18 protein-coding genes and 1 tRNA gene are annotated in these 25,246 nt (G+C 53.6%); 13 read left to right on the forward strand and 6 right to left on the reverse strand.

Annotated elements, in window-relative coordinates:
* Positions 1–82 precede the first annotated feature (82 nt).
* The 4 genes from OGV71_RS24055 to mutH all read right to left on the reverse strand — a co-directional run bounded on the left by OGV71_RS24055 (position 83) and on the right by mutH (position 3,077).
* The gene (locus OGV71_RS24055) at positions 83–1,123 is read right to left on the reverse strand and encodes an NADP(H)-dependent aldo-keto reductase (protein ID WP_204583300.1); all 1,041 of its coding nucleotides are present in this window, start codon (positions 1,121–1,123) and stop codon (positions 83–85) included.
* A gap of 106 nt (positions 1,124–1,229) precedes the next feature.
* Positions 1,230–1,448 (reverse strand): lipoprotein YgdR, encoded by a 219-nt coding sequence (gene ygdR, locus OGV71_RS24060; protein WP_000758660.1) that lies wholly within the window; start codon positions 1,446–1,448, stop codon positions 1,230–1,232.
* Positions 1,449–1,592: 144 nt separating this feature from the next.
* On the reverse strand, positions 1,593–2,306 hold the full coding sequence (locus OGV71_RS24065; protein WP_003033961.1) for a TerC family protein: 714 nt from the start codon (positions 2,304–2,306) through the stop codon (positions 1,593–1,595).
* Between the two features lie 75 nt (positions 2,307–2,381).
* Positions 2,382–3,077: a DNA mismatch repair endonuclease MutH gene (gene mutH, locus OGV71_RS24070; protein WP_071697461.1), complete on the reverse strand. Its 696-nt coding sequence runs from the start codon at positions 3,075–3,077 to the stop codon at positions 2,382–2,384.
* Between the two features lie 684 nt (positions 3,078–3,761).
* Here mutH and rppH point away from each other — a divergent pair.
* From rppH to recD, 12 genes are all read left to right on the forward strand, one after another.
* The gene (gene rppH / locus OGV71_RS24075; RefSeq protein WP_003033982.1) at positions 3,762–4,292 is read left to right on the forward strand and encodes an RNA pyrophosphohydrolase; all 531 of its coding nucleotides are present in this window, start codon (positions 3,762–3,764) and stop codon (positions 4,290–4,292) included.
* Between the two features lie 12 nt (positions 4,293–4,304).
* Complete coding sequence (gene ptsP / locus OGV71_RS24080) at positions 4,305–6,551, forward strand: phosphoenolpyruvate--protein phosphotransferase (protein WP_003033984.1); 2,247 nt, start codon at positions 4,305–4,307, stop codon at positions 6,549–6,551.
* A gap of 188 nt (positions 6,552–6,739) precedes the next feature.
* Complete coding sequence (gene lgt / locus OGV71_RS24085) at positions 6,740–7,615, forward strand: prolipoprotein diacylglyceryl transferase (protein WP_003033987.1); 876 nt, start codon at positions 6,740–6,742, stop codon at positions 7,613–7,615.
* A gap of 6 nt (positions 7,616–7,621) precedes the next feature.
* Positions 7,622–8,416, forward strand: a complete 795-nt coding sequence (gene thyA, locus OGV71_RS24090) for a thymidylate synthase (protein ID WP_003033990.1) — start codon at positions 7,622–7,624, stop codon at positions 8,414–8,416.
* A 183-nt stretch (positions 8,417–8,599) separates the two neighbouring features.
* Positions 8,600–9,070, forward strand: a complete 471-nt coding sequence (locus OGV71_RS24095; RefSeq protein WP_003033993.1) for a prepilin peptidase-dependent protein — start codon at positions 8,600–8,602, stop codon at positions 9,068–9,070.
* Positions 9,061–9,624: a prepilin peptidase-dependent protein gene (locus tag OGV71_RS24100; RefSeq protein ID WP_003033995.1), complete on the forward strand. Its 564-nt coding sequence runs from the start codon at positions 9,061–9,063 to the stop codon at positions 9,622–9,624. The genes OGV71_RS24095 and OGV71_RS24100 overlap by 10 nt, the downstream gene beginning before the upstream one ends.
* Positions 9,621–10,028: a DUF2509 family protein gene (locus tag OGV71_RS24105; protein WP_086550438.1), complete on the forward strand. Its 408-nt coding sequence runs from the start codon at positions 9,621–9,623 to the stop codon at positions 10,026–10,028. The genes OGV71_RS24100 and OGV71_RS24105 overlap by 4 nt, the downstream gene beginning before the upstream one ends.
* On the forward strand, positions 10,013–10,336 hold the full coding sequence (locus OGV71_RS24110) for a prepilin-type N-terminal cleavage/methylation domain-containing protein (protein ID WP_003846470.1): 324 nt from the start codon (positions 10,013–10,015) through the stop codon (positions 10,334–10,336). The genes OGV71_RS24105 and OGV71_RS24110 overlap by 16 nt, the downstream gene beginning before the upstream one ends.
* A gap of 12 nt (positions 10,337–10,348) precedes the next feature.
* Positions 10,349–13,717, forward strand: a complete 3,369-nt coding sequence (recC, locus tag OGV71_RS24115) for an exodeoxyribonuclease V subunit gamma (protein WP_204583301.1) — start codon at positions 10,349–10,351, stop codon at positions 13,715–13,717.
* 179 nt (positions 13,718–13,896) lie between these two features.
* Positions 13,897–16,785 carry a pitrilysin gene (gene ptrA / locus OGV71_RS24120; RefSeq protein ID WP_204583302.1) on the forward strand — a complete coding sequence of 963 codons (2,889 nt, stop codon included), beginning with the start codon at positions 13,897–13,899 and terminating at the stop codon, positions 16,783–16,785.
* Complete coding sequence (gene recB, locus OGV71_RS24125; RefSeq protein WP_204583303.1) at positions 16,778–20,323, forward strand: exodeoxyribonuclease V subunit beta; 3,546 nt, start codon at positions 16,778–16,780, stop codon at positions 20,321–20,323. Before ptrA ends, recB begins: the two co-directional genes overlap by 8 nt.
* The gene (gene recD / locus OGV71_RS24130; protein ID WP_204583304.1) at positions 20,320–22,149 is read left to right on the forward strand and encodes an exodeoxyribonuclease V subunit alpha; all 1,830 of its coding nucleotides are present in this window, start codon (positions 20,320–20,322) and stop codon (positions 22,147–22,149) included. Before recB ends, recD begins: the two co-directional genes overlap by 4 nt.
* Before the next feature lie 124 nt (positions 22,150–22,273).
* On the opposite strand, the gene argA is transcribed toward recD, so the two are convergent.
* Complete coding sequence (gene argA / locus OGV71_RS24135) at positions 22,274–23,605, reverse strand: amino-acid N-acetyltransferase (RefSeq protein ID WP_003034012.1); 1,332 nt, start codon at positions 23,603–23,605, stop codon at positions 22,274–22,276.
* Between the two features lie 234 nt (positions 23,606–23,839).
* On the opposite strand from argA, the gene amiC reads away from it, so the two are divergent.
* Positions 23,840–25,093, forward strand: a complete 1,254-nt coding sequence (gene amiC / locus OGV71_RS24140) for an N-acetylmuramoyl-L-alanine amidase AmiC (RefSeq protein ID WP_110249150.1) — start codon at positions 23,840–23,842, stop codon at positions 25,091–25,093.
* A gap of 74 nt (positions 25,094–25,167) precedes the next feature.
* On the opposite strand, the gene OGV71_RS24145 is transcribed toward amiC, so the two are convergent.
* Positions 25,168–25,244 (reverse strand) — tRNA-Met (locus OGV71_RS24145).
* Positions 25,245–25,246 lie beyond the last annotated feature (2 nt).

Genomic DNA, 25,246 nt, shown 5'->3' on the forward strand with positions numbered 1-25,246 from the left:
TCTGTTATATGCCGTTGCAATCAGGCCTACAGGGAACGCTGTCTGTAGGCCTGATAAGCGCAGCGCCATCAGGCGCTAAATGTTAAGGTGCAGGATAGGTATACACCTGATGCACCGCTTCAATCTCTGCCAGCACTTCCTCGCTCAACTCCAGATGCAGACTTTCAACGTTGGTTTTTAGCTGCTCCATGGTCGTGGCGCCCAGCAAAGTGCTGGCGACAAACGGCTGACGACGCACGAATGCCAGCGCCATTTGCGCAGGATCCAGATTATGGCGTTTCGCGATATCCACATAGGCCGCAACGGCTTTCTGCGTCTGCTCGCCGCTGTAGCGCGTGAAACGGCTAAACAGCGTATTGCGTGCACCGGCAGGTTTCGCGCCATTCAGGTATTTCCCGGTTAATGTACCGAAGCCCAGGCAAGAGTAGGCCAGCAGCTCAACGCCTTCATACTGGCTCACTTCTGCCAGTCCAACCTCAAAGCTGCGGTTCAGCAGGCTGTAGGGGTTCTGGATGGTGGCGATGCGTGGCAGATCGTGTTTGTCCGCCAGGTGCAGATAGCGCATCACGCCAAAAGTGGTTTCATTAGAAACGCCGATGTAGCGAATTTTCCCGGCGCGCTGAAACTCGGCCAGCGCGTCCAGCGTATCCAGCAGGGAAACGACCGGCGCGGAGTCTGTCCAGCTGTAGCCTAACTTACCAAAGCAGTTGGTCGGGCGCTGCGGCCAGTGAACCTGATACAGATCCAGGTAATCGGTTTGCAGTCTTTTCAGGCTGTCGTGCAGCGCTTCACGGATATTTTTTCGATCCAGCGCCTGATTCGGGCGGATGCCGCTGTCGTTGTTGCGTGATGGTCCACTGACCTTAGAAGCGACGATCAGCTTTTCGCGGCTGCCGTGTTTGGCGAGCCAGTTACCTACGTAGGTTTCTGTGAGACCCTGGGTTTCAGGACGCGGCGGTACCGGATACATCTCGGCAACGTCGATCAAATTAATGCCCTGTGCTACGGCATAATCGAGCTGTGCATGTGCGTCGGCTTCGCTGTTTTGTTCACCAAACGTCATTGTGCCCAGCCCCAGTGTACTGACTTCCAGCGAGCTGTGGGGTATACGGTGATATTGCATAGCCGTTTCCTTTTTATAATCACGACATAAGGATTATAAAAATGGCTGAGGGAAGCGAAAAAGGAAAGTAAAATTGTTAAGGCCAGCGCGCTGCTGACCTCAACCATCAGCGTTCAATGATTTGGGACACATCATCGCGGTTAATCTGCATCGCATTGCCCTGCTGGTCGTGATAGCTCACCAGACCGGTATCATCGTCAATTTCTGGTTTTCCATCGGTCAGGATCATTCGACCATCTTTTGTCGCCATTACATAATCGCTGCTGCATCCGGAAACGGCAAAAGCCAGTCCTACGGCGGAAATCAAAACTGCCCATTTTTTCATCTGCTTATCCTCACATGGCCTGCGTCTGACAATAGTTTAGTAATAACGCGAAGTTGTGCAGGGTGAAAGCAGTAAAATCTTAAACTGTGAGAAGGGGTAGGTGTGGTGGGCATTCGCTCCCCTTGCGGGGAGCGATGAATTTTATCAGAGCGGATTTTTTTTATTACGCCACAGATTCAGGGTCTCTACCGCGATAGAGAAGAACATGGCGAAATAGATATATCCTTTCGGAACGTGGACGTCGAAACTTTCCAGAATCAGCGTAAAACCGACCAGAATCAGGAACGAGAGCGCCAGCATTTTTACTGAAGGGTGGCGATCGACAAACTCACCAATTGGGCGAGCAGCAAACATCATCACGCCTACGGCAATCACTACTGCCGCCATCATGATAAACAGATGATCGGACAAACCAACCGCAGTAATCACGGAATCCAGACTGAAGATAATGTCTAACAACATGATCTGCACAATCGCGCCCAGGAAAGAAGATACGCGGGTTTTTAACCCCTCTTCCTCACCTTCAATGGATTCGTGGATCTCCTTGCTGGCTTTCCAGATCAGGAACAATCCCCCCAGCAGAAGGATCAGGTCGCGTGCTGATATTGCCTCGCCAAACAACTCGAATAGCGGGTTTGTCAGTCGCGTTACCCAGGCGATAGAAGCCAGCAGAGCCAGACGCATGATCATCGCCGCCGCCAGCCCAATACGTCGGGCATGATTGCGTTGCGCTGTCGGGAGTTTGGCTACAACCAGAGAAAGGAAAATAATATTGTCGATCCCAAGAACGATCTCCAGCAGCGTCAGCGTACCGAGCGCAAGCCAGGCGTTAGGATCGGTTATCCATGCAAATAACATCGAACAAAGTCCTGCCAAAAAAAAGAAGCGGTAATTATAGGCCCGTAACGCGGCGGGTGAAAGGCCGGGCGGTGCCTATTGCGCCTGGAGCAAGAAATGTCGCTCAAGCAATGCGCGGGTGAAGTTCTTTTTCAGATAAAAGCCGCGTGGCAGGGTCAGGATGGGCTCGCCGTTGGCACCAATGGCCTCGGTTAGCGCGCGGGCGTTAGCGGCTTTAGGACGCAGTTGCAGTACTTCCCCATGGCGAGCGGTGATGCGTTCGACGTGACCTAACACAATCATGTCCATTAATTCTTCCCAGTCCAGACGCAATTGCCGGTCCTCTTCTTCATTCGGGCTCCACAGCAAGGGAGAGCCGACGCGGCGCTCAGCCAGCGGGATGCTGCGTTCGCCTTCTACCGGGATCCACAGAACGCGTTTGAGTTTGTGCCGTACATGGCTGGTTTCCCAGGTGACGCCGGTATTGCCGGTTAACGGTGCCACGCACACAAAGGTGGTTTCCAGCGGTCTGCCAAGACTGTCCACAGGGATCGTTTTCAGCTCCACGCCCAGCGCCGCAAAATCCTGCTCTGGTTTACTGCCCGCGCTGGCACCGAGCCAGATTTCCAGTAGCACGCCAATCCAGCCTTTATCGCGCTTAAGATCCTTCGGCGTAACGATTCCCGCCATTGCCGCTAATTCTCCTAACGCGTAGCCCGAAAGCTGTCGTGCTTGGCTCAGCAACTGGGCTTCAGATTCAGGGGGAGAAAGCAACGGACGGAGTTCTGGCATCGGGTTAACCCTTAGGTGAAAAAATAAGCAATGATTTTATACCGTGTGGACAGAGTTTATCTTTTTCCACATGCTTTATTCAATTATATGATTTATATTGGTTTTTAGATTCACGTTTGCAGAGTTGCGCAACAGCGAAGCGGGTTTTCCAATTCTGGTCACTGACAATGAACAGGATCTTACACCATGTTATCCACAGAAAGATGGGATAACTGTGAAAAACCCCCACTACTGTTTCAATTTACAGCCTTGACGTGCGACGAAAATCGAATTTTCACACAAATTGTGCCTAACTTATTGGCATAATCTGTGGATAAAACCGACGCTGGTCGATCTTTCATCAGCGTGAAGATCGTATGAGTGATGTACATCACATTTCTGTGTGTTTATCTGCGTGGATCAGTTTTAACTTTATGAATGTATAAGACTATTTTTACTCTGTGACGAATGTCTTATTCGGACTGTTCTGGGTTTTCCCATAGTAATTCCGTACTTCTTCACAACTATATCCACAGAAAAGGTGAATAAAATCGCCTTGCTTGCCCTTCTTCTGTTTATAACTCGGCCTTTAACTGTGAGTTATTCAATTGTTATTAGAATATCGCACCCTTAACAGAGTGGTTTACCGCCCCTCAGGAGTGTGAAACAATCGTTTGTATATAAGGTTTATGTTGAGGTAGTCCGGTGATTGATGACGATGGCTACCGCCCGAATGTAGGGATAGTAATTTGTAACCGCCAGGGGCAGGTCATGTGGGCCCGGCGATTTGGTCAGCACTCCTGGCAATTTCCACAAGGTGGGATCAACGCAGGAGAGACAGCAGAGCAGGCGATGTACCGGGAACTCTTTGAAGAAGTGGGTCTCAGTCGTAAAGATGTACGGATCCTTGCTTCTACTCGTAACTGGTTGCGTTACAAGTTACCGAAACGTTTGGTGCGTTGGGACACGAAGCCGGTTTGTATCGGCCAGAAACAAAAATGGTTTCTTCTGCAATTGGTCAGCAGCGATGCTGAAATCAATATGCAAACCAGCAGTACACCTGAGTTCGACGGCTGGCGCTGGGTGAGTTACTGGTATCCGGTTCGACAGGTGGTGTCATTTAAACGCGATGTCTATCGCAGGGTGATGAAAGAATTCGCAAGTGTTGTCATGGCGCTTCAGGAGAGCACTCCTAAGCCGCAAAGCACACCTGCGTACAGACGTAAAAGAGGTTAAGCTACGCAAATTATGCTCACCCGCCTGCGCGAAATAGTCGAAAAGGTGGCCAGTGCTCCGCGTCTGAATGAAGCGCTGAATATACTGGTTACCGACATCTGTCTTGCGATGGATACTGAGGTCTGTTCGGTTTATCTGGCCGATCACGATCGACGTTGTTATTACCTCATGGCGACCCGGGGACTGAAAAAACCACGTGGTCGCACTGTCGCACTCGCGTTTGATGAAGGTATCGTTGGCCTGGTTGGCAGGCTGGCGGAACCTATCAACCTCGCCGATGCGCAAAAACATCCCAGCTTTAAATACATACCTTCGGTAAAAGAAGAGCGTTTTCGTGCATTCCTGGGCGTACCGATCATTCAGCGCCGCCAGCTTTTAGGTGTGCTGGTGGTGCAGCAGCGTGAACTGCGTCAGTACGATGAAAGTGAAGAGTCTTTCCTCGTCACGCTCGCCACGCAAATGGCGGCCATACTTTCGCAGTCGCAACTAAACGCGCTGTTCGGTCAATACCGGCAAACGCGCATCCGTGCATTGCCTGCCGCCCCCGGCGTGGCAATAGCTGAAGGCTGGCAGGATGCGACGCTACCGCTGATGGAGCAGGTCTATCAGGCTTCAACGCTGGATCCGGTGCTTGAGCGCGAGCGACTGACCGGTGCGTTGGAAGAGGCGGCGAACGAATTCCGCCGTTACAGCAAGCGTTTTACCGCTGGGGCGCAGAAAGAAACGGCGGCGATCTTTGATCTTTACTCGCACTTGCTTTCCGATACCCGTCTGCGCCGCGAGCTGTTTGCGGAAGTGGATAACGGTTCAGTGGCCGAGTGGGCGGTTAAAACGATCATTGAAAAGTTTGCCGAACAATTTGCCGCGCTGAGCGATAACTACCTCAAAGAGCGGGCCGGAGATTTACGCGCGCTCGGCCAGCGTCTGCTGTTCCACCTTGACGACTCTATCCAGGGGCCGAATGCCTGGCCGGAACGCTTCGTACTGGTGGCGGATGAACTTTCGGCGACCACGCTGGCGGAGCTTCCTCAGGACCGGTTAGTCGGCGTGGTTGTCCGGGACGGCGCAGCCAACTCTCATGCGGCAATTATGGTTCGTGCGCTGGGTATCCCTACCGTTATGGGGGCCGATATCCAGCCGTCGGTGCTGCATCGCCGCACGCTGGTGGTGGACGGTTATCGCGGTGAACTGCTGGTCGATCCGGAACCGGTATTGATTCAGGAATACCAGCGTCTTATCAGTGAAGAAATTGAGCTGAGCCGCCTGGCGGAAGACGACGTCAACCAGCCAGCACAGTTGAAAAGCGGCGAGCGCGTGAAGGTGATGCTCAATGCGGGTCTCAGCCCGGAACATGAAGAAAAGCTGGGTAGCAGGATCGACGGTATTGGCCTGTATCGCACCGAAATCCCGTTCATGCTGCAAAGCGGTTTTCCTTCGGAAGAAGAACAGGTTGCGCAGTATCAGGGCATGCTGCAAATGTTTAACGACAAGCCGGTGACCCTACGTACGCTGGATGTCGGTGCCGATAAACAGCTGCCCTACATGCCGATCAGTGAAGAGAACCCGTGCCTTGGCTGGCGAGGGATCCGCATAACGCTCGATCAGCCAGAGATCTTTTTGATCCAGGTTCGCGCCATGCTGCGTGCCAACGCGGCAACCGGCAACCTCAGCATTTTGCTGCCGATGGTAACCAGCATTGATGAAGTGGACGAAGCGCGACGTTTGATTGAACGCGCCGGACGCGAAGTGGAGGAGATGATCGGTTACGAGATCCCGAAACCGCGCATTGGCATCATGCTGGAAGTTCCGTCGATGGTGTTCATGCTGCCGCATCTGACAAACCGGATTGACTTTATCTCAGTCGGAACCAACGATCTTACCCAGTACATACTGGCCGTCGATCGTAACAACACACGGGTAGCCAGCATTTATGACAGTCTGCATCCGGGGATGTTACGTGCGCTGGCGATGATTGCGCAGGAAGCCGAAAGAAGCGGTATCGATTTACGACTGTGCGGTGAAATGGCGGGCGACCCGATGTGCGTGGCTATTCTGATCGGCCTGGGTTTCCGTCATTTGTCGATGAACGGTCGTTCTGTCGCTCGCGTAAAATATCTGCTGCGTCATATCGATTTTGATGAGGCGCAAACGCTGGCGCAGCGCAGCCTGGAAGCGCAGATGGCGGCTGAGGTACGCCATCAGGTAGCGGCCTTTATGGAGCGCCGCGGCATGGGGGGATTGATTCGCGGAGGATTGTAGGCCTGATAAGCGTAGCGTCATCAGGCATTACGGGGTAAAGATTACTTATACAGATCTTTTACATCTTCCCGGCATCCGCTTCTAACCCCTTGTGCTATCATTCGCACCTTTGGAGCGCCTGCATTATGCAGGCGCGCTTATCAATTGCTGTCTGACTTCAGCGAAATAACAAGAACTTGTGGTGACAGATGACCAGTAGCTATCTGCATTTTCCGGATTTCGATCCGGTCATTTTCTCAATCGGACCCGTCGCGCTTCACTGGTACGGCTTAATGTATTTGGTGGGGTTTATTTTTGCGATGTGGCTGGCGACGCGCCGCGCGAATCGCCCGGGCAGTGGCTGGACCAAAAATGAAGTAGAAAACTTACTGTATGCGGGCTTCCTCGGGGTTTTCCTCGGTGGGCGTATTGGTTACGTACTGTTCTATAACTTCGAGTTATTCCTCGATAATCCCCTGTATCTGTTCCGCGTCTGGGACGGCGGTATGTCCTTCCACGGTGGACTTATCGGTGTGATCCTGGTGATGATTATCTTCGCCAAACGCACCAAACGTTCGTTCTTCCAGGTTTCTGATTTCATTGCCCCGCTGATTCCGTTTGGTCTGGGTGCAGGGCGTCTGGGTAACTTTATCAATGGTGAGCTGTGGGGACGCGTTGACCCGAACTTCAAGTACGCCATGCTGTTCCCGGGCTCCCGTACCGAAGATATTTTACTACTGCAATCTAACCCGCAATGGCAGTCTATTTTTGATACCTACGGCTCGCTGCCGCGCCACGCCTCACAGCTTTATGAGATGGCGCTCGAGGGTGTTGTGCTGTTTATCATTCTCAACCTGTACATTCGTAAGCCGCGTCCAATGGGCTCGGTATCCGGTCTGTTCCTGATTGGTTATGGCGCGTTTCGTATTATCGTTGAATTCTTCCGCCAGCCGGATGCGCAGTTTACTGGCACCTGGGTACAGTACATCAGCATGGGGCAGATCCTCTCTATCCCGATGATTGTCGCAGGCATTATTATGATGGTTTGGGCGTACCGCCGCAGCCCACAGCAACACGTTTCCTGAGGAACCATGAAACAGTATTTAGAACTGATGCAAAAAGTGCTGGATGAAGGCACACAGAAAAACGACCGTACCGGAACCGGAACGCTTTCCATTTTTGGTCATCAGATGCGTTTTAATCTGCAGGAAGGGTTCCCGCTGGTTACGACGAAACGCTGCCATTTACGCTCGATCATTCATGAGCTGCTGTGGTTTTTGCAGGGCGACACTAACGTTGCCTATCTGCATGAAAACAACGTCTCAATCTGGGACGAATGGGCGGATGAAAACGGTAATTTAGGCCCGGTTTATGGTAAACAGTGGCGCGCGTGGCCTACGCCAGATGGTCGCCATATTGACCAGATCACCACCGTGTTAAACCAGCTTAAAAATGACCCGGACTCTCGCCGCATTATCGTTTCTGCATGGAACGTCGGTGAGCTGGATAAAATGGCGCTGGCACCGTGCCATGCGTTCTTCCAGTTTTACGTCGCGGATGGCAAGCTCTCCTGTCAGCTGTATCAGCGTTCGTGCGATGTGTTCCTCGGCCTGCCGTTTAACATTGCCAGCTACGCTTTGCTGGTACACATGATGGCGCAGCAGTGTGATCTGGAAGTGGGTGATTTTGTCTGGACCGGTGGCGACACGCACTTGTACAGCAATCATATGGATCAAACGCATCTGCAGCTTAGCCGTGAACCTCGCGCGTTGCCGAAACTGGTTATCAAACGTAAGCCTGAATCTATCTTTGACTATCGCTTCGAAGACTTCGAAATTGAAGGCTACGATCCGCACCCGGGTATTAAAGCGCCGGTGGCTATCTAACCAGCTTTATGCTGACACAACCGACGCCCGTGAGCGTCGGTTTTTTTTGTCTAAAATCACGTTCTTCGGCGAACATTCCTGAAGTAGTGCAACGGTCTGCAACGCGACGAATATTTCCCGTAGCTCGCCGTAGAAACCGAATTTCCCGCTCGTTATTCATTTTCCTCACGCCATACTGGCGACATGAAAAAACAACAAGGTTACACGCTTCTCGAAACCCTGATTGCGATGCTGATCGTCGCGGCGCTTGGTGCATCTGGGCTGTATGGTTGGCAGCGCTGGCAGCAGCAACAGCGGCTGTGGCAGACCGCCTGCCAGGTGCGGGACTACCTGCTGCAACTGCGTGAAGATGCTAACTGGCGTAATCGTGATCACGTCATCAACGTACTCCGCGAAGGGGGGACATGGTGTCTGGCAAGCTCAGCGACATCACAAGCTTCGTGTCAGCCTGTTTCACCGTTGATATTTGCGCCACTCTGGGCTGATGTCGAAATGGCAGATATCACGCCTTCACTGGCTTTTTTTGGACTGCGCAATACGGCATGGGCCGGACATATACGCCTGAAAAATGCGGCAGGGGAATGGCGCGTGGTGGTGTCTGGCTGGGGGCGAATCAGGCTTTGTGAGCGCGATGAGGCCAGATTATGTCAGTAAACGAACGGGGATTTTCACTGCTGGAGGTGCTCATTGCCATGGCGATTAGCAGTATTTTATTACTTAGCTCGGCACGATTTTTACCGGCGCTACAGCGAGAGATTCTGCGTAACACGCGCCAGTTAGCGCTGGAAGATGAAATATGGCAGCGAGCCTACACCGTGGCGAAGCATCTTCAACGGGCGGGGTATTGCCGGGGAAACTGTGTCGGAGAGGGACTGGTGATATCGGCTAAGGGGGACTGTGTCATTGCACGCTGGGATGTCAACGGCAACGGCGTTTGGGAGAGCAGTTCCGCGAAAGAGGCTGATGCTATCGGGTTTCGTCTACAGGACAAGGTATTGGAAACCCTGCGTGGAGCCACCGGTTGCACTGGAAAAGGATGGGAGAAAATGACCGATCAGACTACCATCCAGATTGAGGCATTCCAGGTTGAACGGCTGAATTTCAGCGGATATTCCCCGCTTCTTACGCTGCGTTTGCGTGGAGTGAGCAATGACGAACCACAAAAAGTTGTTGAAGCGGTCTACAGCGTTACGGGATTCAACCTGTGAATCGTGAGCGAGGCGTATCCTCTCTGGCAATGGTCCTGTTGCTGCTGGTGCTCGGTAGTCTGCTGCTGGAAGGCGTTAGCAGACAGGAGGCTAGTTTTGCTGCGCGTGTGGTCACACAAAGTCAGGCGCTGCAGCGTCAGGCGGTAGTGCAATCCGCGATGGAATGGGGGCGTATACAACCCTGGCGCTTACAACCCGTTGTACAGTGTCGGCGCGATCCCACGCAGAATGCCGCGGTTTGCCTGCGCCTGCTTACCAATAATTTCGTGCTGCTAATCGCCCACTATGAAGGAGTATTTTTATGGCGTCAGGGGGCGGTTATTGATGGCAACATAGAATTCTCGGCGCATGGCTGGAGCGATTTTTGTCCGATTAAGGAGCAGACGTTATGCCAGATCCCCTGAACAGTCAGCGTGGCTTTAGTCTGCCGGAAGTTATGCTGGCAATGGTACTGATGATCATGATTGTGACCGCGTTGTCAGGATACCAGCGGGTGCTAATGAACAGCTTTATTATCAGAAACCAGTATCAACAACTCTGGCGTCACGCCTGGCAGCAAAGCCAGCTGTACCAGTTTTCATCGCCTGTGAACTGGCAGGTTAACCGAATGCAGACAACGAGAGCGGGATGTGTCAGCATCAACGTCATAATTTCTTCACCCCTCGGCAGGCAGGGTCAGATGACGCGTCTGCATTGCCCGAATCGTCAGTAGTCAGGAGTCGCTATGTTAAGGGTCTACCACTCCAACCGTCTGGATGTGCTGGAAGCGTTAATGGAGTTTATCGTTGAGCGCGAGCGGCTGGACGACCCCTTTGAGCCTGAGATGATCCTGGTTCAAAGTACCGGTATGGCGCAGTGGTTACAAATGACTCTTGCACAGAAGTTTAGTATTGCCGCCAATATCGATTTTCCGCTGCCCGCGAGTTTTATCTGGGATATGTTTGTGCGCGTGCTGCCGGATATCCCGAAAGAGAGCGCGTTCAGCAAACAGAGCATGAGCTGGAAGTTGATGACGCTGTTGCCGCAATTGCTGGATGGCGATGACTTTGCATTGCTGCGCCACTATCTGACGGACGACACCGATAAACGTAAGCTTTTTCAGCTTTCCTCGCGCGCGGCTGACCTTTTCGACCAGTATTTAGTCTACCGCCCTGACTGGTTGACCCAGTGGGAAGCGGGGCGACTGGTTGAGGGACTCGGCGAGTCTCAGGCCTGGCAGGCACCGTTGTGGAAAGCGCTGGTGGAATACACCGCGGAGTTGGGCCAGCCGCGTTGGCATCGTGCCAATTTATACCAACGATTTATTCATACGTTGGAAAACGCGTCCGAGTGCCCGCAGGGACTGCCTTCTCGCGTCTTTATTTGCGGTATTTCGGCGCTGCCGCCGGTTTATTTGCAGGCATTGCAAGCGCTGGGTAAGCACATCGATATTCATCTGCTGTTTACCAACCCTTGTCGCTACTACTGGGGAGATATTAAAGATCCTGCCTGGCTGGCGAAGCTGATGGCGCGTCAGCGTCGGCACAGCTTTGAAGAACGGCACCTGCCGCTGTTTCGTGATAACCAGAAAGCCGAAGGATTATTTAACAGCGATGGCGAACAGGATGTGGGCAACCCGATGCTGGCCTCGTGGGGCAAGCTGGGGCGTGATTACATTTATTTGCTTTCGGAGCTGGAAAATAGTCAGGAACTGGATGCGTTTGTCGACATTACGCCTGACAACCTTTTGCATAATATTCAATCAGATATTCTGGAACTCGAAAGTCATGCCGTGGCGGGCGTCACGCTGGAAGAATATTCCCGTAGTGACAATAAACGCCGGCTTGATCTGAACGATACCAGCGTGACTTTCCATGTCTGCCATAGCCCACAGCGCGAGGTGGAAATTCTGCATGACCGGCTGTTGGCGATGCTGGAAGCGGACCCAACGCTGACGCCGCGCGATATTATCGTGATGGTGGCGGACATCGACAGCTATAGCCCATTCATTCAGTCAGTCTTTGGCAGTGCACCAGCCGAGCGTTACTTACCTTATGCGATTTCCGACCGTCGGGCACGCCAGTCTCATCCCGTCTTACAGGCTTTTATTAGTCTGCTGTCTCTACCGGATAGCCGTTTTGTCTCAGAGGATGTCCTGGCGTTACTGGATGTCCCCGTGCTGGCGGCGCGTTTCAACATTGATGAAGAAGGGTTGCGCTATCTTCGCTTATGGGTCAATGAATCCGGGATTCGTTGGGGAATTGACGACGATAACGTGCGTGAACTGGAACTTCCGCCTACAGGTCAGCATACCTGGCAATTTGGTTTAACGCGTATGCTGCTCGGCTACGCGATGGAAAGCGCGCAGGGCGAGTGGCAATCGGTATTGCCTTACGATGAGTCCAGCGGTTTGATTGCCGAGCTGGTAGGGCATCTGGCCTCGTTGCTGATGCAGCTTAATCTTTGGCGTAGAGGGTTAGCGCAGGAACGACCGCTGGAAGAGTGGCTACCTGTTTGTCGGGAAATGCTCAATGATTTCTTCCTGCCGGACGCGGATACCGAAGCGGCGATGACGCTGATTGAACAGCAGTGGCAGGCTATTATCACCGAAGGTTTAGGGGCCGAGTACGGCGATGCTATACCGCTCTCTCTGTTACGTGATGAGCTGGCCCAGCGCCTTGATCAGGAACGCATCAGCCAGCGCTTCCTGGCGGGTCCCGTTAACATTTGTACGCTGATGCCGATGCGCTCCATTCCGTTTAAAGTGGTGTGCCTGCTGGGTATGAACGATGGCGTTTATCCACGCCAGCTTGCGCCGCTGGGCTTTGATTTAATGAGTCAAAAACCGATGCGGGGCGATCGCAGCCGTCGTGATGATGACCGCTATCTGTTCCTCGAAGCATTGATTTCGGCACAGCAGACGCTCTACATCAGCTACATTGGCCGCTCTATCCAGGATAACAGTGAGCGCTTCCCGTCGGTGCTGGTGCAAGAACTGATGGACTACATTGGGCAAAGCCATTATCTGCCGGGTGACGAATTGTTGACCTGCGATCAAAGCGAGGCAAGGGTAAAAGCGCACATTACCCGTTTGCATACCCGTATGCCCTTTGATGCACAAAACTATTTGCCGGGTGAACAGCAAAGCTATGCCCGGGAATGGCTGCCTGCGGCGAGTCTGTCAGGAAAAGCGCACACGGATTTTGTGCAGCCTCTTCCTTTTGAAATGCCAGAAACGCTAACGCTGGAAACACTGCAGCGATTTTGGGCACATCCGGTACGCGCCTTTTTCCAGATGCGTCTGAGGGTCAACTTCCGCTCTGAAGAGAGTGAGATCCCGGACACGGAGCCTTTCACCCTTGAAGGATTAACCCGCTATCAGCTTAATCAGCAATTGCTTAATACACTGGTTGAAGAGAACGACGCTGAACGACTGTTCCGCCGTTTTCGCGCGGCGGGCACGCTACCCTATGGGCCGTTTGGCGAAATTCTGTGGGATACGCAGCGTCAGGAGATGCAGTCGCTGGCTGAGCGTATTATCGCCTGTCGTCAGCCCTGTCAGAGCGTGGAAATCGATCTTAACTGTAACGGCGTACAAATCACCGGTTGGTTGCCGCAGGTACAAGAGGACGGTTTGTTGCGCTGGCGCCCATCTTTGATCAGCATTGCGCAGGGCGTGCAACTTTGGCTGGAACATCTTGTCTATTGTGCGAGTGGCGGTACGGGAGAGAGCCGATTATTCCTGCGTAAAGACGGGGAATGGCGTTTTCCGCCGCTGGATGCAGAACAGGCGTTGCTGTATCTGTCGCAACTCATTGAGGGGTATCGGGAAGGCATGTCGTCACCATTGCTGGTATTGCCGGAAAGCGGCGGTGCATGGATAAAAACCTGTTATGACGCCGCAAATGATGCCATGTTAGATGACGATGCAACGTTGCAAAAAGCGCGCAGTAAGTTTCTGCAAGCCTATGAAGGCAACATGATAGTACGTGGCGAAGGTGATGATATCTGGTATCAGCGTCTTTGGCGTCAACTGGATGCTGATACGCTGGAGACTATTGTTTTACAGTCTCAACGCTACCTGTTACCGATTTTTCGCTTCAATCAGTCATGATGGCTGTATAAAAATTGCGCAATTCGATAGCTTCCACTATGATGCGCATTCTGTCACGGACTGATTCTTACAAAGAGAAGATGCTGGCTCGTTCAGCACATAGTCTTGCCCTGTTCAGACCATGTATTTATGCGTGGTTTGTAGTGAACAGGTGAATACGTTAATGATGAGGTTTGTGAATGCCCCGCAGCACCTGGTTCAGCGCATTACTGTTGTTCGTCGCCCTTTGGGTTCCCGTAAGTCAGGCAGATACCGGTTGGCAGCCTTTAGCTGAAACCATCCGTAAAAGCGATAAAGATACCCGTCAGTATCAGGCCGTGCGCCTTGATAACGGCATGGTTGTGCTGCTGGTATCCGATCCTCAGGCCGTGAAATCCCTTTCTGCACTGGTAGTCCCCGTGGGCTCGCTGGAAGATCCGGACGATCATCAGGGACTGGCGCACTATCTCGAACACATGTGCCTGATGGGCTCGAAAAAATACCCGCAGCCGGACAGCCTGGCTGAATTTCTGAAAATGCACGGTGGTAGCCACAATGCCAGCACTGCGCCTTATCGTACGGCCTTCTATCTTGAAGTCGAAAATGACGCGTTGGTGGGGGCGGTGGATCGCCTGGCGGATGCTATTGCCGATCCATTATTGGATAAAAAATATGCCGACCGTGAGCGTAACGCGGTTAACTCCGAGCTGACGCTGGCGCGTACCCGAGACGGGATGCGTATGGCTCAGGTGAGCGCTGAGACTATCAACCCGGCGCACCCTGGCTCGCGTTTCTCTGGCGGGAATCTAGAGACATTAAGTGACAAACCGGGCAACCCGGTGGTACAGGCGTTACAAAAATTTCATGAAAAGTACTACTCCGCGAACCTGATGAAGGCGGTGATTTATAGCAATAAACCGCTGCCAGAGCTGGCGCGGATAGCGGCTGACACCTTTGGGCGCGTGCCGAACAGAAATATCGAAAAGCCTGAAATTACCGTACCGGTCGTCACTGATGCGCAAAAGGGCATCATCATCCACTATGTTCCGGCAATGCCGCGTAAAGTATTGCGCGTCGAGTTTCGTATCGATAACAACAGCGCGCAGTTCCGCAGTAAAACCGATGAGCTGGTGACCTACCTGATTGGCAATCGTAGTCCGGGCACATTGTCTGACTGGCTGCAAAAGCAGGGCCTGGTTGAAGGTATTCGCGCAGACTCCGATCCGGTGGTCAACGGGAACAGCGGCGTGTTAGCCATTTCCGCGACGTTAACCGACAAGGGGCTGGCGAATCGCGATGAAGTTGTCGCGGCAATCTTTAGCTACCTCAATTTGTTACGCGAGAAAGGCGTCGATAAACGCTATTTTGACGAGCTGGCGCATGTGCTGGATCTCGATTTCCGTTATCCCTCCATCACCCGTGATATGGACTACGTGGAATGGCTGGCTGATACCATGATCCGCGTTCCCGTCGAGCATACGCTGGATGCGGTGAATATTGCTGACCAGTACGATGCGAAAGCTGTTGAGCAACGTCTGGCAATGATGACGCCGCAGAATGCGCGTATCTGGTATATCAGCGCGAAAGAGCCGCATAATAAAACCGCTTATTTTGTCGATGCGCCTTACCAGGTGGATAAAATCAGCGACAAAACCTTTGCCGACTGGCAGCAAAAAGCACAGGGCATTGCGCTGTCGTTACCGGAGGTGAACCCCTACATTCCGGATGATTTCACGCTGATTAAGACGGATAAAAAATACGCTCATCCGGAGCTGATTGTTGATGAGCCGGATTTACGCGTGGTGTATGCCCCAAGCCAGTATTTTGCCAGCGAGCCGAAGGCTGACGTCAGCGTGATCCTGCGTAACCCGAAAGCCATGGACAGCGCCCGCAACCAGGTCTTATTCGCACTTAACGATTACCTGGCGGGGATTGCGCTCGATCAGTTAAGTAACCAGGCATCGGTAGGTGGAATTGGTTTCTCTACCAACGCTAACAATGGGTTGATGCTTAACGCCAACGGCTACACCCAACGTTTGCCGCAGCTTTTTCAGGCGCTGCTGAGCGGCTATTTCAGCTATACCTCAACGGATGAACAACTGGAACAGGCGAAATCCTGGTATGCCCAGATGATGGATTCCGCAGAAAAGGGTAAAGCCTACGATCAGGCTATTATGCCGGTGCAGATGCTTTCTCAGGTGCCTTATTTTTCACGTGATGAGCGCCGTCAGTTGCTGCCTTCCATCACCCTGAAAGAGGTGATGACCTACCGCGACGCCTTAAAAACCGGTGCGCGACCTGAATTCCTGGTCATTGGTAATATGAGCGAAGCTCAGACAACGAGCATGGCGCGGGATATCCAAAAACAGCTTGGTGCGAACGGGTCACAGTGGTGTCGCAACAAAGATGTGGTGGTGGACAAGAAGCAGTCCGTCATCTTTGAAAAAGCAGGCAGCAGCACGGATTCAGCACTGGCGGCGGTATTTGTGCCAATCGGATACGATGAATACACCAGTTCAGCCTACAGCGCCATGTTGGGGCAGATTGTTCAGCCGTGGTTCTACAATCAGCTGCGTACTGAAGAACAGTTAGGTTACGCCGTATTTGCTTTCCCGATGAGCGTTGGCCGTCAGTGGGGAATGGGGTTCCTGCTGCAAAGCAGTGATAAGCAGCCGTCTTACCTCTGGGAGCGTTATAAAGCGTTCTTCCCGACGGCGGAAGCGAAGCTGCGGGCGATGAAACCTGAAGAGTTCGCGCAAATTCAGCAGGCGATTATTGCGCAAATGCTGCAGGCGCCGCAAACGCTGGGGGCAGAAGCCTCACAGTTAAGCAAAGATTTTGATCGCGGCAATATGCGCTTCGATTCACGTGATAAAATAGTGGCTCAGATTAAACTGCTGACGCCGCAAAAACTTGCCGACTTCTTCCATCAGGCGGTGGTTGAGCCGCAAGGCATGGCGATATTGTCACAGGTTTCCGGCAGTCAGAACGGGCAAGCAGAATATGTGCACCCGGAAGGCTGGAAAGTGTGGCAGACCGTCAGCGCGTTGCAGCAAACCTTACCCCTGATGAGTGATAAGAATGAATGATGCCGCTGAGTCCCTTGATCCACTGCGTTTGCCCCTGACGGGCGAGCGTCTGATTGAAGCCTCTGCGGGCACCGGTAAAACCTTTACCATCGCCGCCCTGTATTTACGTTTACTGCTTGGACTGGGCGGCTCTGCCGCCTTTCCTCGTCCTCTGACCGTCGAAGAACTGCTGGTAGTCACCTTCACTGAGGCGGCTACCGAAGAGTTGCGCGGTCGAATTCGTAGCAACATTCATGAACTGCGAATTGCCTGCCTGCGTGAAACCACCGACAACCCGCTATATGCCCGTTTGTTAGATGAAATTGCCGATAAAAAACAGGCTGCTCAGTGGCTGTTATTGGCTGAAAGACAGATGGATGAAGCGGCGGTGTTTACCATCCACGGTTTTTGTCAGCGTATGCTCAGCCTTAACGCCTTTGAATCTGGCATGCTGTTCGAACAGCAGCTGATAGAGGATGAATCGCTGCTGCGCTATCAGGCCTGCGCGGACTTCTGGCGTCGGCACTGCTACCCGTTGCCCCGCGACATTGCGCAGGTGGTTTTTGAAACGTGGAAAGGGCCGCAGGCGCTGCTGAGAGATATCGATCGCTATCTGCAAGGGGAAGCACCGGTTATCAAGGCTCCTCCGCCCGATGACGAAACGCTGGCCTCCCGGCATGAACAAATTCTTGCACGCATTAACCAGATCAAGCAGCAATGGCGTGATTCTGTTGATGAGCTGGATGGTCTGCTGGAAGCCTCCGGGATCGATCGGCGTAAATTTAATCGCGCTAACCAGGGTAAGTGGATCGAAAAGATCAGCGCATGGGCGCAGGAAGAAACCCAAAGCTATCAGTTGCCTGATGCGTTGGAGAAATTCTCCCAGCGCTTTTTAGAAGAGCGAACCAAAGCGGGCGGCGTAACGCCTCAGCACCCGCTTTTCGTCGCTATTGATGAACTGCTTAGCGAACCGTTAACCCTGCGCGATCTGGTGATCACCCGGGCGCTGGCGGAGATCCGCGCGGCGGTTGCCGAGGAGAAACGCCGCCGCGGCGAGCTGGGTTTTGACGATATGCTCAGCCGTCTGGATGCAGCGTTGCGCAGTGAAAGCGGCGATGCGCTGGCGACGGCTATTCGCACCCGTTTTCCAGTTGCCATGATCGATGAATTTCAGGATACAGATCCGCAGCAGTATCGTATTTTTCGCCGGATCTGGCAGCATCAGCCGGATACCGCACTTCTGCTGATTGGCGATCCAAAACAGGCGATTTACGCGTTTCGCGGTGCGGATATCTTCACCTATATGAAGGCGCGCAGCGAAGTCAGCGCACACTATACGCTTGATACCAACTGGCGTTCGGCCCCTGGCATGGTCAATAGCGTGAATACGCTTTTCAGCCAGATGGACGACGCCTTTATGTTCCGCGAAATCCCCTTCAGCCCGGTAAAATTCGCAGAAAAAAACCAGTCGCTTCAGTTTGTTTTACACGGTGAAACGCAGCCAGCCATGAGTATGTGGCTGATGGAAGGGGAAAGCTGTGGCGTCGGCGACTATCAGAACTACATGGCGCAGGTGTGCGCCACGCAAATTCGCGACTGGCTTAAGGCCGGACATTCTGGCGCTGCGCAACTGGTCAGTGGCAAAGCATCCAGCCCGGTACGCGCGTCGGACATCAGCGTACTGGTACGTAGCCGCCAGGAAGCGGCGCTGGTCCGCGATGCGCTGACGCAACTGGCCATTCCCTCCGTTTACCTCTCTAACCGTGACAGCGTATTTGAAACGCTGGAAGCGCAGGAGTTACTGTGGGTGCTGCAGGCGGTGATGACGCCGGAGCGTGAGAACACGCTGCGTAGCGCGCTGGCGACCTCGATGATGGGGTTGAATGCGCAGGATCTTGAAGCGTTAAATAACGACGAAAATGCCTGGGATGCGGTGGTCGAGGAGTTCGATGGTTATCGTCAGATCTGGCATAAACGCGGCGTGATGCCGATGCTGCGCGCGCTGATGGCTGCCCGCCAGATTGCGGAGAACCTGCTGGCGACGGCGGGGGGCGAACGTCGACTGACCGACATTTTACATATCAGCGAACTGTTGCAGGAAGCGGGCTCGCAGCTGGAAAGCGAGCATGCGCTGGTGCGCTGGTTGTCCCAGCATATTCTTGAACCCGACAGCAATGCGTCCAGTCAGCAGCTCAGGCTCGAAAGCGACAAGCATTTGGTTAAAATCGTCACCATCCATAAATCGAAAGGGCTGGAATATCCGCTGGTCTGGCTGCCATTTATCACCAATTTCCGCGTCCAGGATCAGGCTTTCTACCACGATCGCAGCTCCTATGAAGCGGTGCTGGATCTCAGCGATGCCGAGGAGAGCGTTGAGCTGGCAGAAGCGGAACGTCTGGCGGAAGACCTGCGTTTGCTGTATGTCGCGCTAACCCGTTCGGTATGGCACTGCAGCCTTGGCGTTGCGCCGTTGGTACGACGTCGGGGCGATAAAAAAGGGGATACCGATGTGCATCAGAGCGCCCTTGGTCGCCTGTTGCAAAAAGGTGAGCCGATGGATGCCACGGGTCTGCGTGGTGCGATTGAAGCGCTTTGCAGCAACGATATTGCTTGCCAGACTCCCGCGCAGCCTGACGGCGAACCCTGGCAGGTTGCGCAGTCTGTTAGCAGTGAACTGAGTGCAAAAATACTGCAGCGTACGCCCGGCGATAGCTGGCGCGTGACCAGTTATTCCGGTCTGCAACAGCGTGGACATGGTATCGCGCAGGATCTGATCCCACGACTGGATATCGATGCCGCAGGCGTCGGTGAGGTTATTGAAGAATCAGGACTCACACCGCATCAGTTCCCGCGCGGCGCTTCGCCGGGTACGTTCTTGCATAGCCTGTTTGAAAATCTCGATTTTACGCAACCGGTGGATCCGCATTGGGTCGAGGAGCAACTGGCGTTGGGCGGTTATGACGCGCACTGGACGCCGGTTTTGGCCGAATGGCTGGACGCCATTTTGCAGGCGCCTCTCAACGAGACGGGCGTGAGTTTGAGCCAGCTTTCCGCGCGAGAAAAACAGGTGGAGATGGAGTTTTATCTGCCGATTTCGCAGCCGCTGATGGCCAGCCAACTTGATGCGTTAATTCGCCAGTACGATCCGCTCTCGGCGGGGTGCCCTGCGTTGGACTTTATGCAGGTGCGCGGCATGCTAAAAGGCTTTATTGACCTGGTATTCCGCCACCAGGGGCGCTATTACCTGCTCGATTACAAATCGAACTGGCTGGGTGAAGACAGCTCCGCCTATACGCAGCAGGCGATGGCCTCTGCCATGCAGGCGCATCGCTACGACCTGCAGTATCAACTTTATACTCTGGCGCTGCATCGCTACTTGCGCCATCGCATTGCTGATTACGATTATGAACGCCATTTTGGCGGCGTTATCTATCTCTTCCTGCGTGGCGTTGACAGTGAAAATCCGCAGCAGGGAATTTATGCGACCCGACCTGACGGAGAGTTGATCGCTTTGATGGACGAGTTGTTTGCCGGTGTGCCGCTGGAGGATATGTCATGACAATCCAGAAACGATTACTGGAAGCCGTTGAGCAAAAGCAGCTCCGCCCTCTGGATGCCCAGTTCGCGCTGGCGGTTGCCGGAAGTGACAACCCTGCCGTTGCGCTGGCAGCGGCGTTGCTCAGCCGTGAAGCAGGAGAAGGGCACGTCTGCTTACCGCTTTCACGGTTATCCCTAAGCGAGGATACCCATCCTCTGTTAAGCGCCTGGCTCGCTGAAGCCGGAGAGCCCGAAGACTGGGCGGAATGCCTGCTGGCCTCCGGGGCGGTAAGCCGTGGCGAGCAGCCCACACCGTTGGTGCTGTACGGTGATCGTTTGTATCTGAACCGGATGTGGCATAACGAACGCGCGGTGGCGCGCTTTTTCGGTGAAGTTAACTACGCCATTGAGGTGGATGAGCAACGGCTGACCCACACGCTGGCAGCGCTGTTTCCGCCCGTTGAAGGCGTTAACTGGCAAAAAGTGGCCGCTGCTGTCGCGCTGACCCGTCGTATATCGGTGATCTCCGGCGGACCGGGGACCGGAAAAACAACAACGGTGGCGAGGCTTCTGGCGGCGTTGATTCAGATGGCGGACGGTGAACGCTGTCGTATTCGTCTGGCGGCGCCCACGGGAAAAGCAGCAGCACGTCTGACCGCCTCGCTGGGCGCGGCGTTGCGTGAACTGCCGCTGACCGATGAGCAAAAGAAGCGCATTCCCGATGATGCCAGTACGCTGCATCGATTATTAGGCGCTCAGCCTGGTAGCCAACGCTTGCGGCATCATGCAGGAAACCCGCTGCATCTTGACGTGCTGGTAGTGGATGAAGCCTCGATGATCGATTTGCCGATGATGTCGCGCCTTATCGATGCGCTACCGCCACACGGGCGGGTGATTTTTCTGGGCGATCGCGACCAGCTCGCTTCTGTTGAAGCGGGGGCGGTACTGGGGGATATCTGTGCTTTCGTCGGTGATGGTTTTACCCCGGAGCGTGCCCGCCAGCTTAGTCGCCTTACTGAAACCACTATTCCGGCTGGTTCGGGAACTCAGGCGGCTGCTCTGCGCGACAGTTTGTGCCTGCTGCAAAAGAGCTACCGTTTCGGTAGCGATTCCGGAATCGGTCAGTTGGCTGCGGCGATTAATCGTGGTGACAAAGCCGCGATAAAAACGGTCTTCCAGCAGGGATTTGGTGACATCGAAAAACGCGCTCTGCACAGCAGCGAAGATTACGCTGCGATGCTGGAGGAAGCGCTGGCGGGTTATGGTCACTATCTGGATTTACTGCACGAGCGTGCCGAGCCGGATGCTGTCATTCAGGCCTTCAATGAGTATCAGCTATTGTGTGCCCTGCGGGAAGGTCCGTTTGGCGTGGGTGGTTTGAATGAACGCATTGAGCAGGTGATGGTGCAAAAACGCAAAATTCACCGTTCGACGCATAGCCGCTGGTATGAGGGAAGGCCTGTGATGATCGCGCGCAATGACAGTTCGCTGGGATTATTTAACGGTGATATTGGCATTGCCCTGGATCGTGGGCAGGGTCTGAGGGTGTGGTTTGCGCTGCCGGACGGTTCTATCAAATCGGTCCAGCCCAGCCGCTTGCCTGAACATGAAACCACTTGGGCAATGACGGTGCATAAATCGCAGGGATCTGAGTTTGACCACGCGGCGCTGATTTTACCCAACCAGCATTCACCTGTGGTGACTCGCGAACTGGTCTATACCGCCGTTACCCGCGCGCGTCGTCGTTTGTCGCTGTATGCCGATGAACGGATATTGAGTGGCGCCATTGCCACCCGAACCGAGCGCCGCAGCGGATTGTCGGCGTTGTTTAATGATGGCATGATGTAGGCCGGATAAGCGTCAGCGCCATCCGGCTGTGTGCCTGATGGCGACGCTATCGCGTCTGATCAGGCCTACGATCTGTATACCAAAGATGTGCCAGCGAACTGTATGCCGCATCTGGCAACCACTCCTATGCCAAATCCGCCATCAGCACTTTTGACCGCCGCTGATAGTTGTACATCTCTTTTTTGCTTTCCGGCAGCAGGTCGATATCTACCGGCGTGAAGCCTCGCTCCTGAAACCAGTGAATGCTGCGCGTGGTCAGCACGAACAGCTTGCTCAGCCCCATTTGCCGGGCCTGCGCGGCGATCCGTTCCAGCAACACTTCCCCGCGCGACGAGCTACGGTAGTCCGGATGTACCGCTACGCACGCCATTTCGCCAATTCTTTCTTCCGGGAAAGGGTACAGAGCGGCACAGGCGATAGTCAGGTTATCACGCTGAATAATCGTGAATTTGTCGATCTCCATTTCCAACTGCTCGCGCGAGCGGCGGACCAGAATACCTTGCTGTTCCAGCGGGCGGATAAGCTCCAGAATCCCGCCGATATCGTTAATGGTAGCGCGACGGATCTGCTCGGCGCTTTCCATCACGATCTGCGTACCGATGCCGTCACGGGAGAACAGTTCTTGCAGCAATGCACCATCTTCCTGATAGCTGATCAGATGGCAGCGGCGTACACCACTGCGACAGGCTTTCACTGCTCCGCGCAGGAAGCGCACCGTACCGGAGCTGTAATCGCCTTTCTCTTCCTGCAACTCAACGCGAGCCTGAGCTTCGTTAGGAAACAACTCGGAAATAATATCGCCATCATCGTTGGTGACACCCTGAGACGAGCAAAAACCGATCATTTTCTCTGCCTTCAGTTTGATAGCCAGCTGCGTGGCGACCTCTTCTGACGTCAGATTAAAGCTCTCACCAGTGACGGAAACGGCGACTGGGCCCATCAGCACAATCGCACCGCTATCTAACTGGCGGTGAATGGCATCTTCATCGATGCGACGAATACGCCCGCTATGGCAGTAATCTACGCCATCATCAACGCCCAGCGGCTGGGAGATAATAAAATTACCGCTGACCACATTGATGTGTGCACCCTGCAATGGCGTATTATTCAGGCTCATCGACAGGCGGGCGGTAATATCAAGCTGAAGTAGCCCCGCAGCCTGTTTGACCAGCTCCAGCGTTTTCGCATCGGTGACGCGCGTGTTTTTGTGGTACACCGGCTCATGATGATGCGCCGCAAGATTGGCATCAATCTGCGGTCGAGCGCCATAGACCACGACCAGGCGGATGCCGAGGCTATGAAGAAGACCAATGTCATTGACGATACTGGAAAAGTTTTCATGCTCGATGGCTTCACCGCCCAGCATAATGACAAACGTTTTTCCCCGATGGGTATTGATATAGGGAACAGAATGGCGGAATCCCTGTACCAGTTCGGTTCTACGCTCCTTCACCACGGCACACCCTCATTGCATGATTATTCGTAATTTGTGTATTTTTATTCTGTTTTGGTTCTGTGCGCAAGCGTAATTTTTACCCATGCTGAAGATTTTTCTCAGTAATACCGTGAATATAAAAAGAATGTTTACCCTTTTATAGATGACAGATTATGCGTCATTCGCTAAAGTTTCCGGTCAATTCGGACGTTTTACGTATTACCTCTAAAAAGATTTCTTTTGCTCGGGAGAAGCATGTCGGGATCCAATTCAGCAATCAGTCGCCGCCGTTTATTGAAAGGTGCGGGTGCTATGTGGCTTTTGAGCGTCAGCCAGGTGGGTCTGGCAGCCGCGAGTCAGGTCGTTGCCGTACGTATCTGGCCTGCGTCCAGCTATACCCGCGTCACGGTAGAATCTAACCGTCTGCTGAAATACAAACAGTTTGCCCTGAGTAATCCTGAGCGTGTGGTTGTGGATATTGAAGACGTTAATTTGAACTCGGTGCTCAAGGGCATTGGGACGCAGATTCGTCCTGACGATCCGTATATTAAGTCGGCGCGCGTTGGCCAGTTTGATCCAAAGACCGTGCGGATGGTGTTCGAGCTGAAACAGAATGTGAAGCCGCAACTTTTTGCGCTGGCTCCGGTGGCAGGCTTTAAAGAACGTCTGGTGATGGATCTCTATCCCGCGAATGCCCAGGACGTTCAGGACCCGCTGCTGGCATTGCTGGAAGATTACAACAAGGGCGATCTGGATAAACAGGTGCCACCTGCACAAAGTGGCCCGCAGCCGGGTAAAGCGGGGCGCGATCGTCCCATTGTCATTATGTTGGATCCAGGCCACGGCGGAGAAGACTCCGGTGCGGTGGGGAAATACAAGACGCGAGAAAAAGATGTGGTACTGCAGATTGCTCGTCGTCTGCGAGCCCTCATAGAGAAAGAGGGCAACATGAAGGTCTTTATGACACGAAATGAAGATATCTTCATTCCGCTTAAAGTCCGCGTGGCGAAAGCGCAGAAGCAGCGTGCAGACCTGTTTGTCTCTATTCACGCCGATGCCTTTACCAGTCGACAACCCAGCGGTTCTTCGGTGTTTGCTCTCTCGACCAAAGGCGCGACCAGTACCGCAGCGAAATATCTGGCGCAGACCCAGAACGCCTCGGATCTCATCGGTGGCGTCAGTAAGAGCGGTGACCGTTACGTCGACCACACCATGTTTGACATGGTGCAGTCGCTGACCATCGCCGACAGCCTGAAGTTTGGTAAAGCGGTATTGAATAAGCTTGGTAAAATCAACAACCTGCATAAGAATCAGGTTGAACAGGCCGGGTTTGCGGTACTAAAAGCGCCGGATATCCCGTCCATTCTGGTCGAAACGGCATTTATCAGTAACGTTGAGGAAGAGCGCAAACTCAAAACGGCGACCTTCCAGCAGGAAGTTGCAGAGTCGATTCTGGCAGGGATTAAAGCCTATTTTGCCGATGGGGCGACGCTGGCGAGAAGAGGATAACAAAAAAGCGCTGAAAAGCGCTTTTTTTACGGACCGCAGATACAAAAAAACACCCGTCAGGGTGTTCATAATGTTGGTTGCGGGGGCCGGATTTGAACCGACGACCTTCGGGTTATGAGCCCGACGAGCTACCAGGCTGCTCCACCCCGCGTC

It is taken from the genome of Citrobacter sp. Cf088 (assembly GCF_030334295.1).
GTDB lineage: Bacteria > Pseudomonadota > Gammaproteobacteria > Enterobacterales > Enterobacteriaceae > Citrobacter > Citrobacter freundii.

Bases quoted from the DNA above. Each gene is read 5' to 3' on its own strand.
- OGV71_RS24095 (WP_003033993.1), top strand. From the start codon at position 8,600: ATGAAAAAACAACAAGGTTACACGCTTCTCGAAACCCTGATTGCGATG.
- recB (WP_204583303.1), top strand. From the start codon at position 16,778: ATGAATGATGCCGCTGAGTCCCTTGATCCACTGCGTTTGCCCCTGACG.
- thyA (WP_003033990.1), top strand. From the start codon at position 7,622: ATGAAACAGTATTTAGAACTGATGCAAAAAGTGCTGGATGAAGGCACA.
- OGV71_RS24110 (WP_003846470.1), top strand. From the start codon at position 10,013: ATGCCAGATCCCCTGAACAGTCAGCGTGGCTTTAGTCTGCCGGAAGTT.
- ptsP (WP_003033984.1), top strand. From the start codon at position 4,305: ATGCTCACCCGCCTGCGCGAAATAGTCGAAAAGGTGGCCAGTGCTCCG.
- mutH (WP_071697461.1), bottom strand. From the start codon at position 3,077: ATGCCAGAACTCCGTCCGTTGCTTTCTCCCCCTGAATCTGAAGCCCAG.
- OGV71_RS24065 (WP_003033961.1), bottom strand. From the start codon at position 2,306: ATGTTATTTGCATGGATAACCGATCCTAACGCCTGGCTTGCGCTCGGT.
- OGV71_RS24100 (WP_003033995.1), top strand. From the start codon at position 9,061: ATGTCAGTAAACGAACGGGGATTTTCACTGCTGGAGGTGCTCATTGCC.
- lgt (WP_003033987.1), top strand. From the start codon at position 6,740: ATGACCAGTAGCTATCTGCATTTTCCGGATTTCGATCCGGTCATTTTC.
- ygdR (WP_000758660.1), bottom strand. From the start codon at position 1,448: ATGAAAAAATGGGCAGTTTTGATTTCCGCCGTAGGACTGGCTTTTGCC.
- recC (WP_204583301.1), top strand. From the start codon at position 10,349: ATGTTAAGGGTCTACCACTCCAACCGTCTGGATGTGCTGGAAGCGTTA.
- ptrA (WP_204583302.1), top strand. From the start codon at position 13,897: ATGCCCCGCAGCACCTGGTTCAGCGCATTACTGTTGTTCGTCGCCCTT.
- OGV71_RS24055 (WP_204583300.1), bottom strand. From the start codon at position 1,123: ATGCAATATCACCGTATACCCCACAGCTCGCTGGAAGTCAGTACACTG.
- recD (WP_204583304.1), top strand. From the start codon at position 20,320: ATGACAATCCAGAAACGATTACTGGAAGCCGTTGAGCAAAAGCAGCTC.
- amiC (WP_110249150.1), top strand. From the start codon at position 23,840: ATGTCGGGATCCAATTCAGCAATCAGTCGCCGCCGTTTATTGAAAGGT.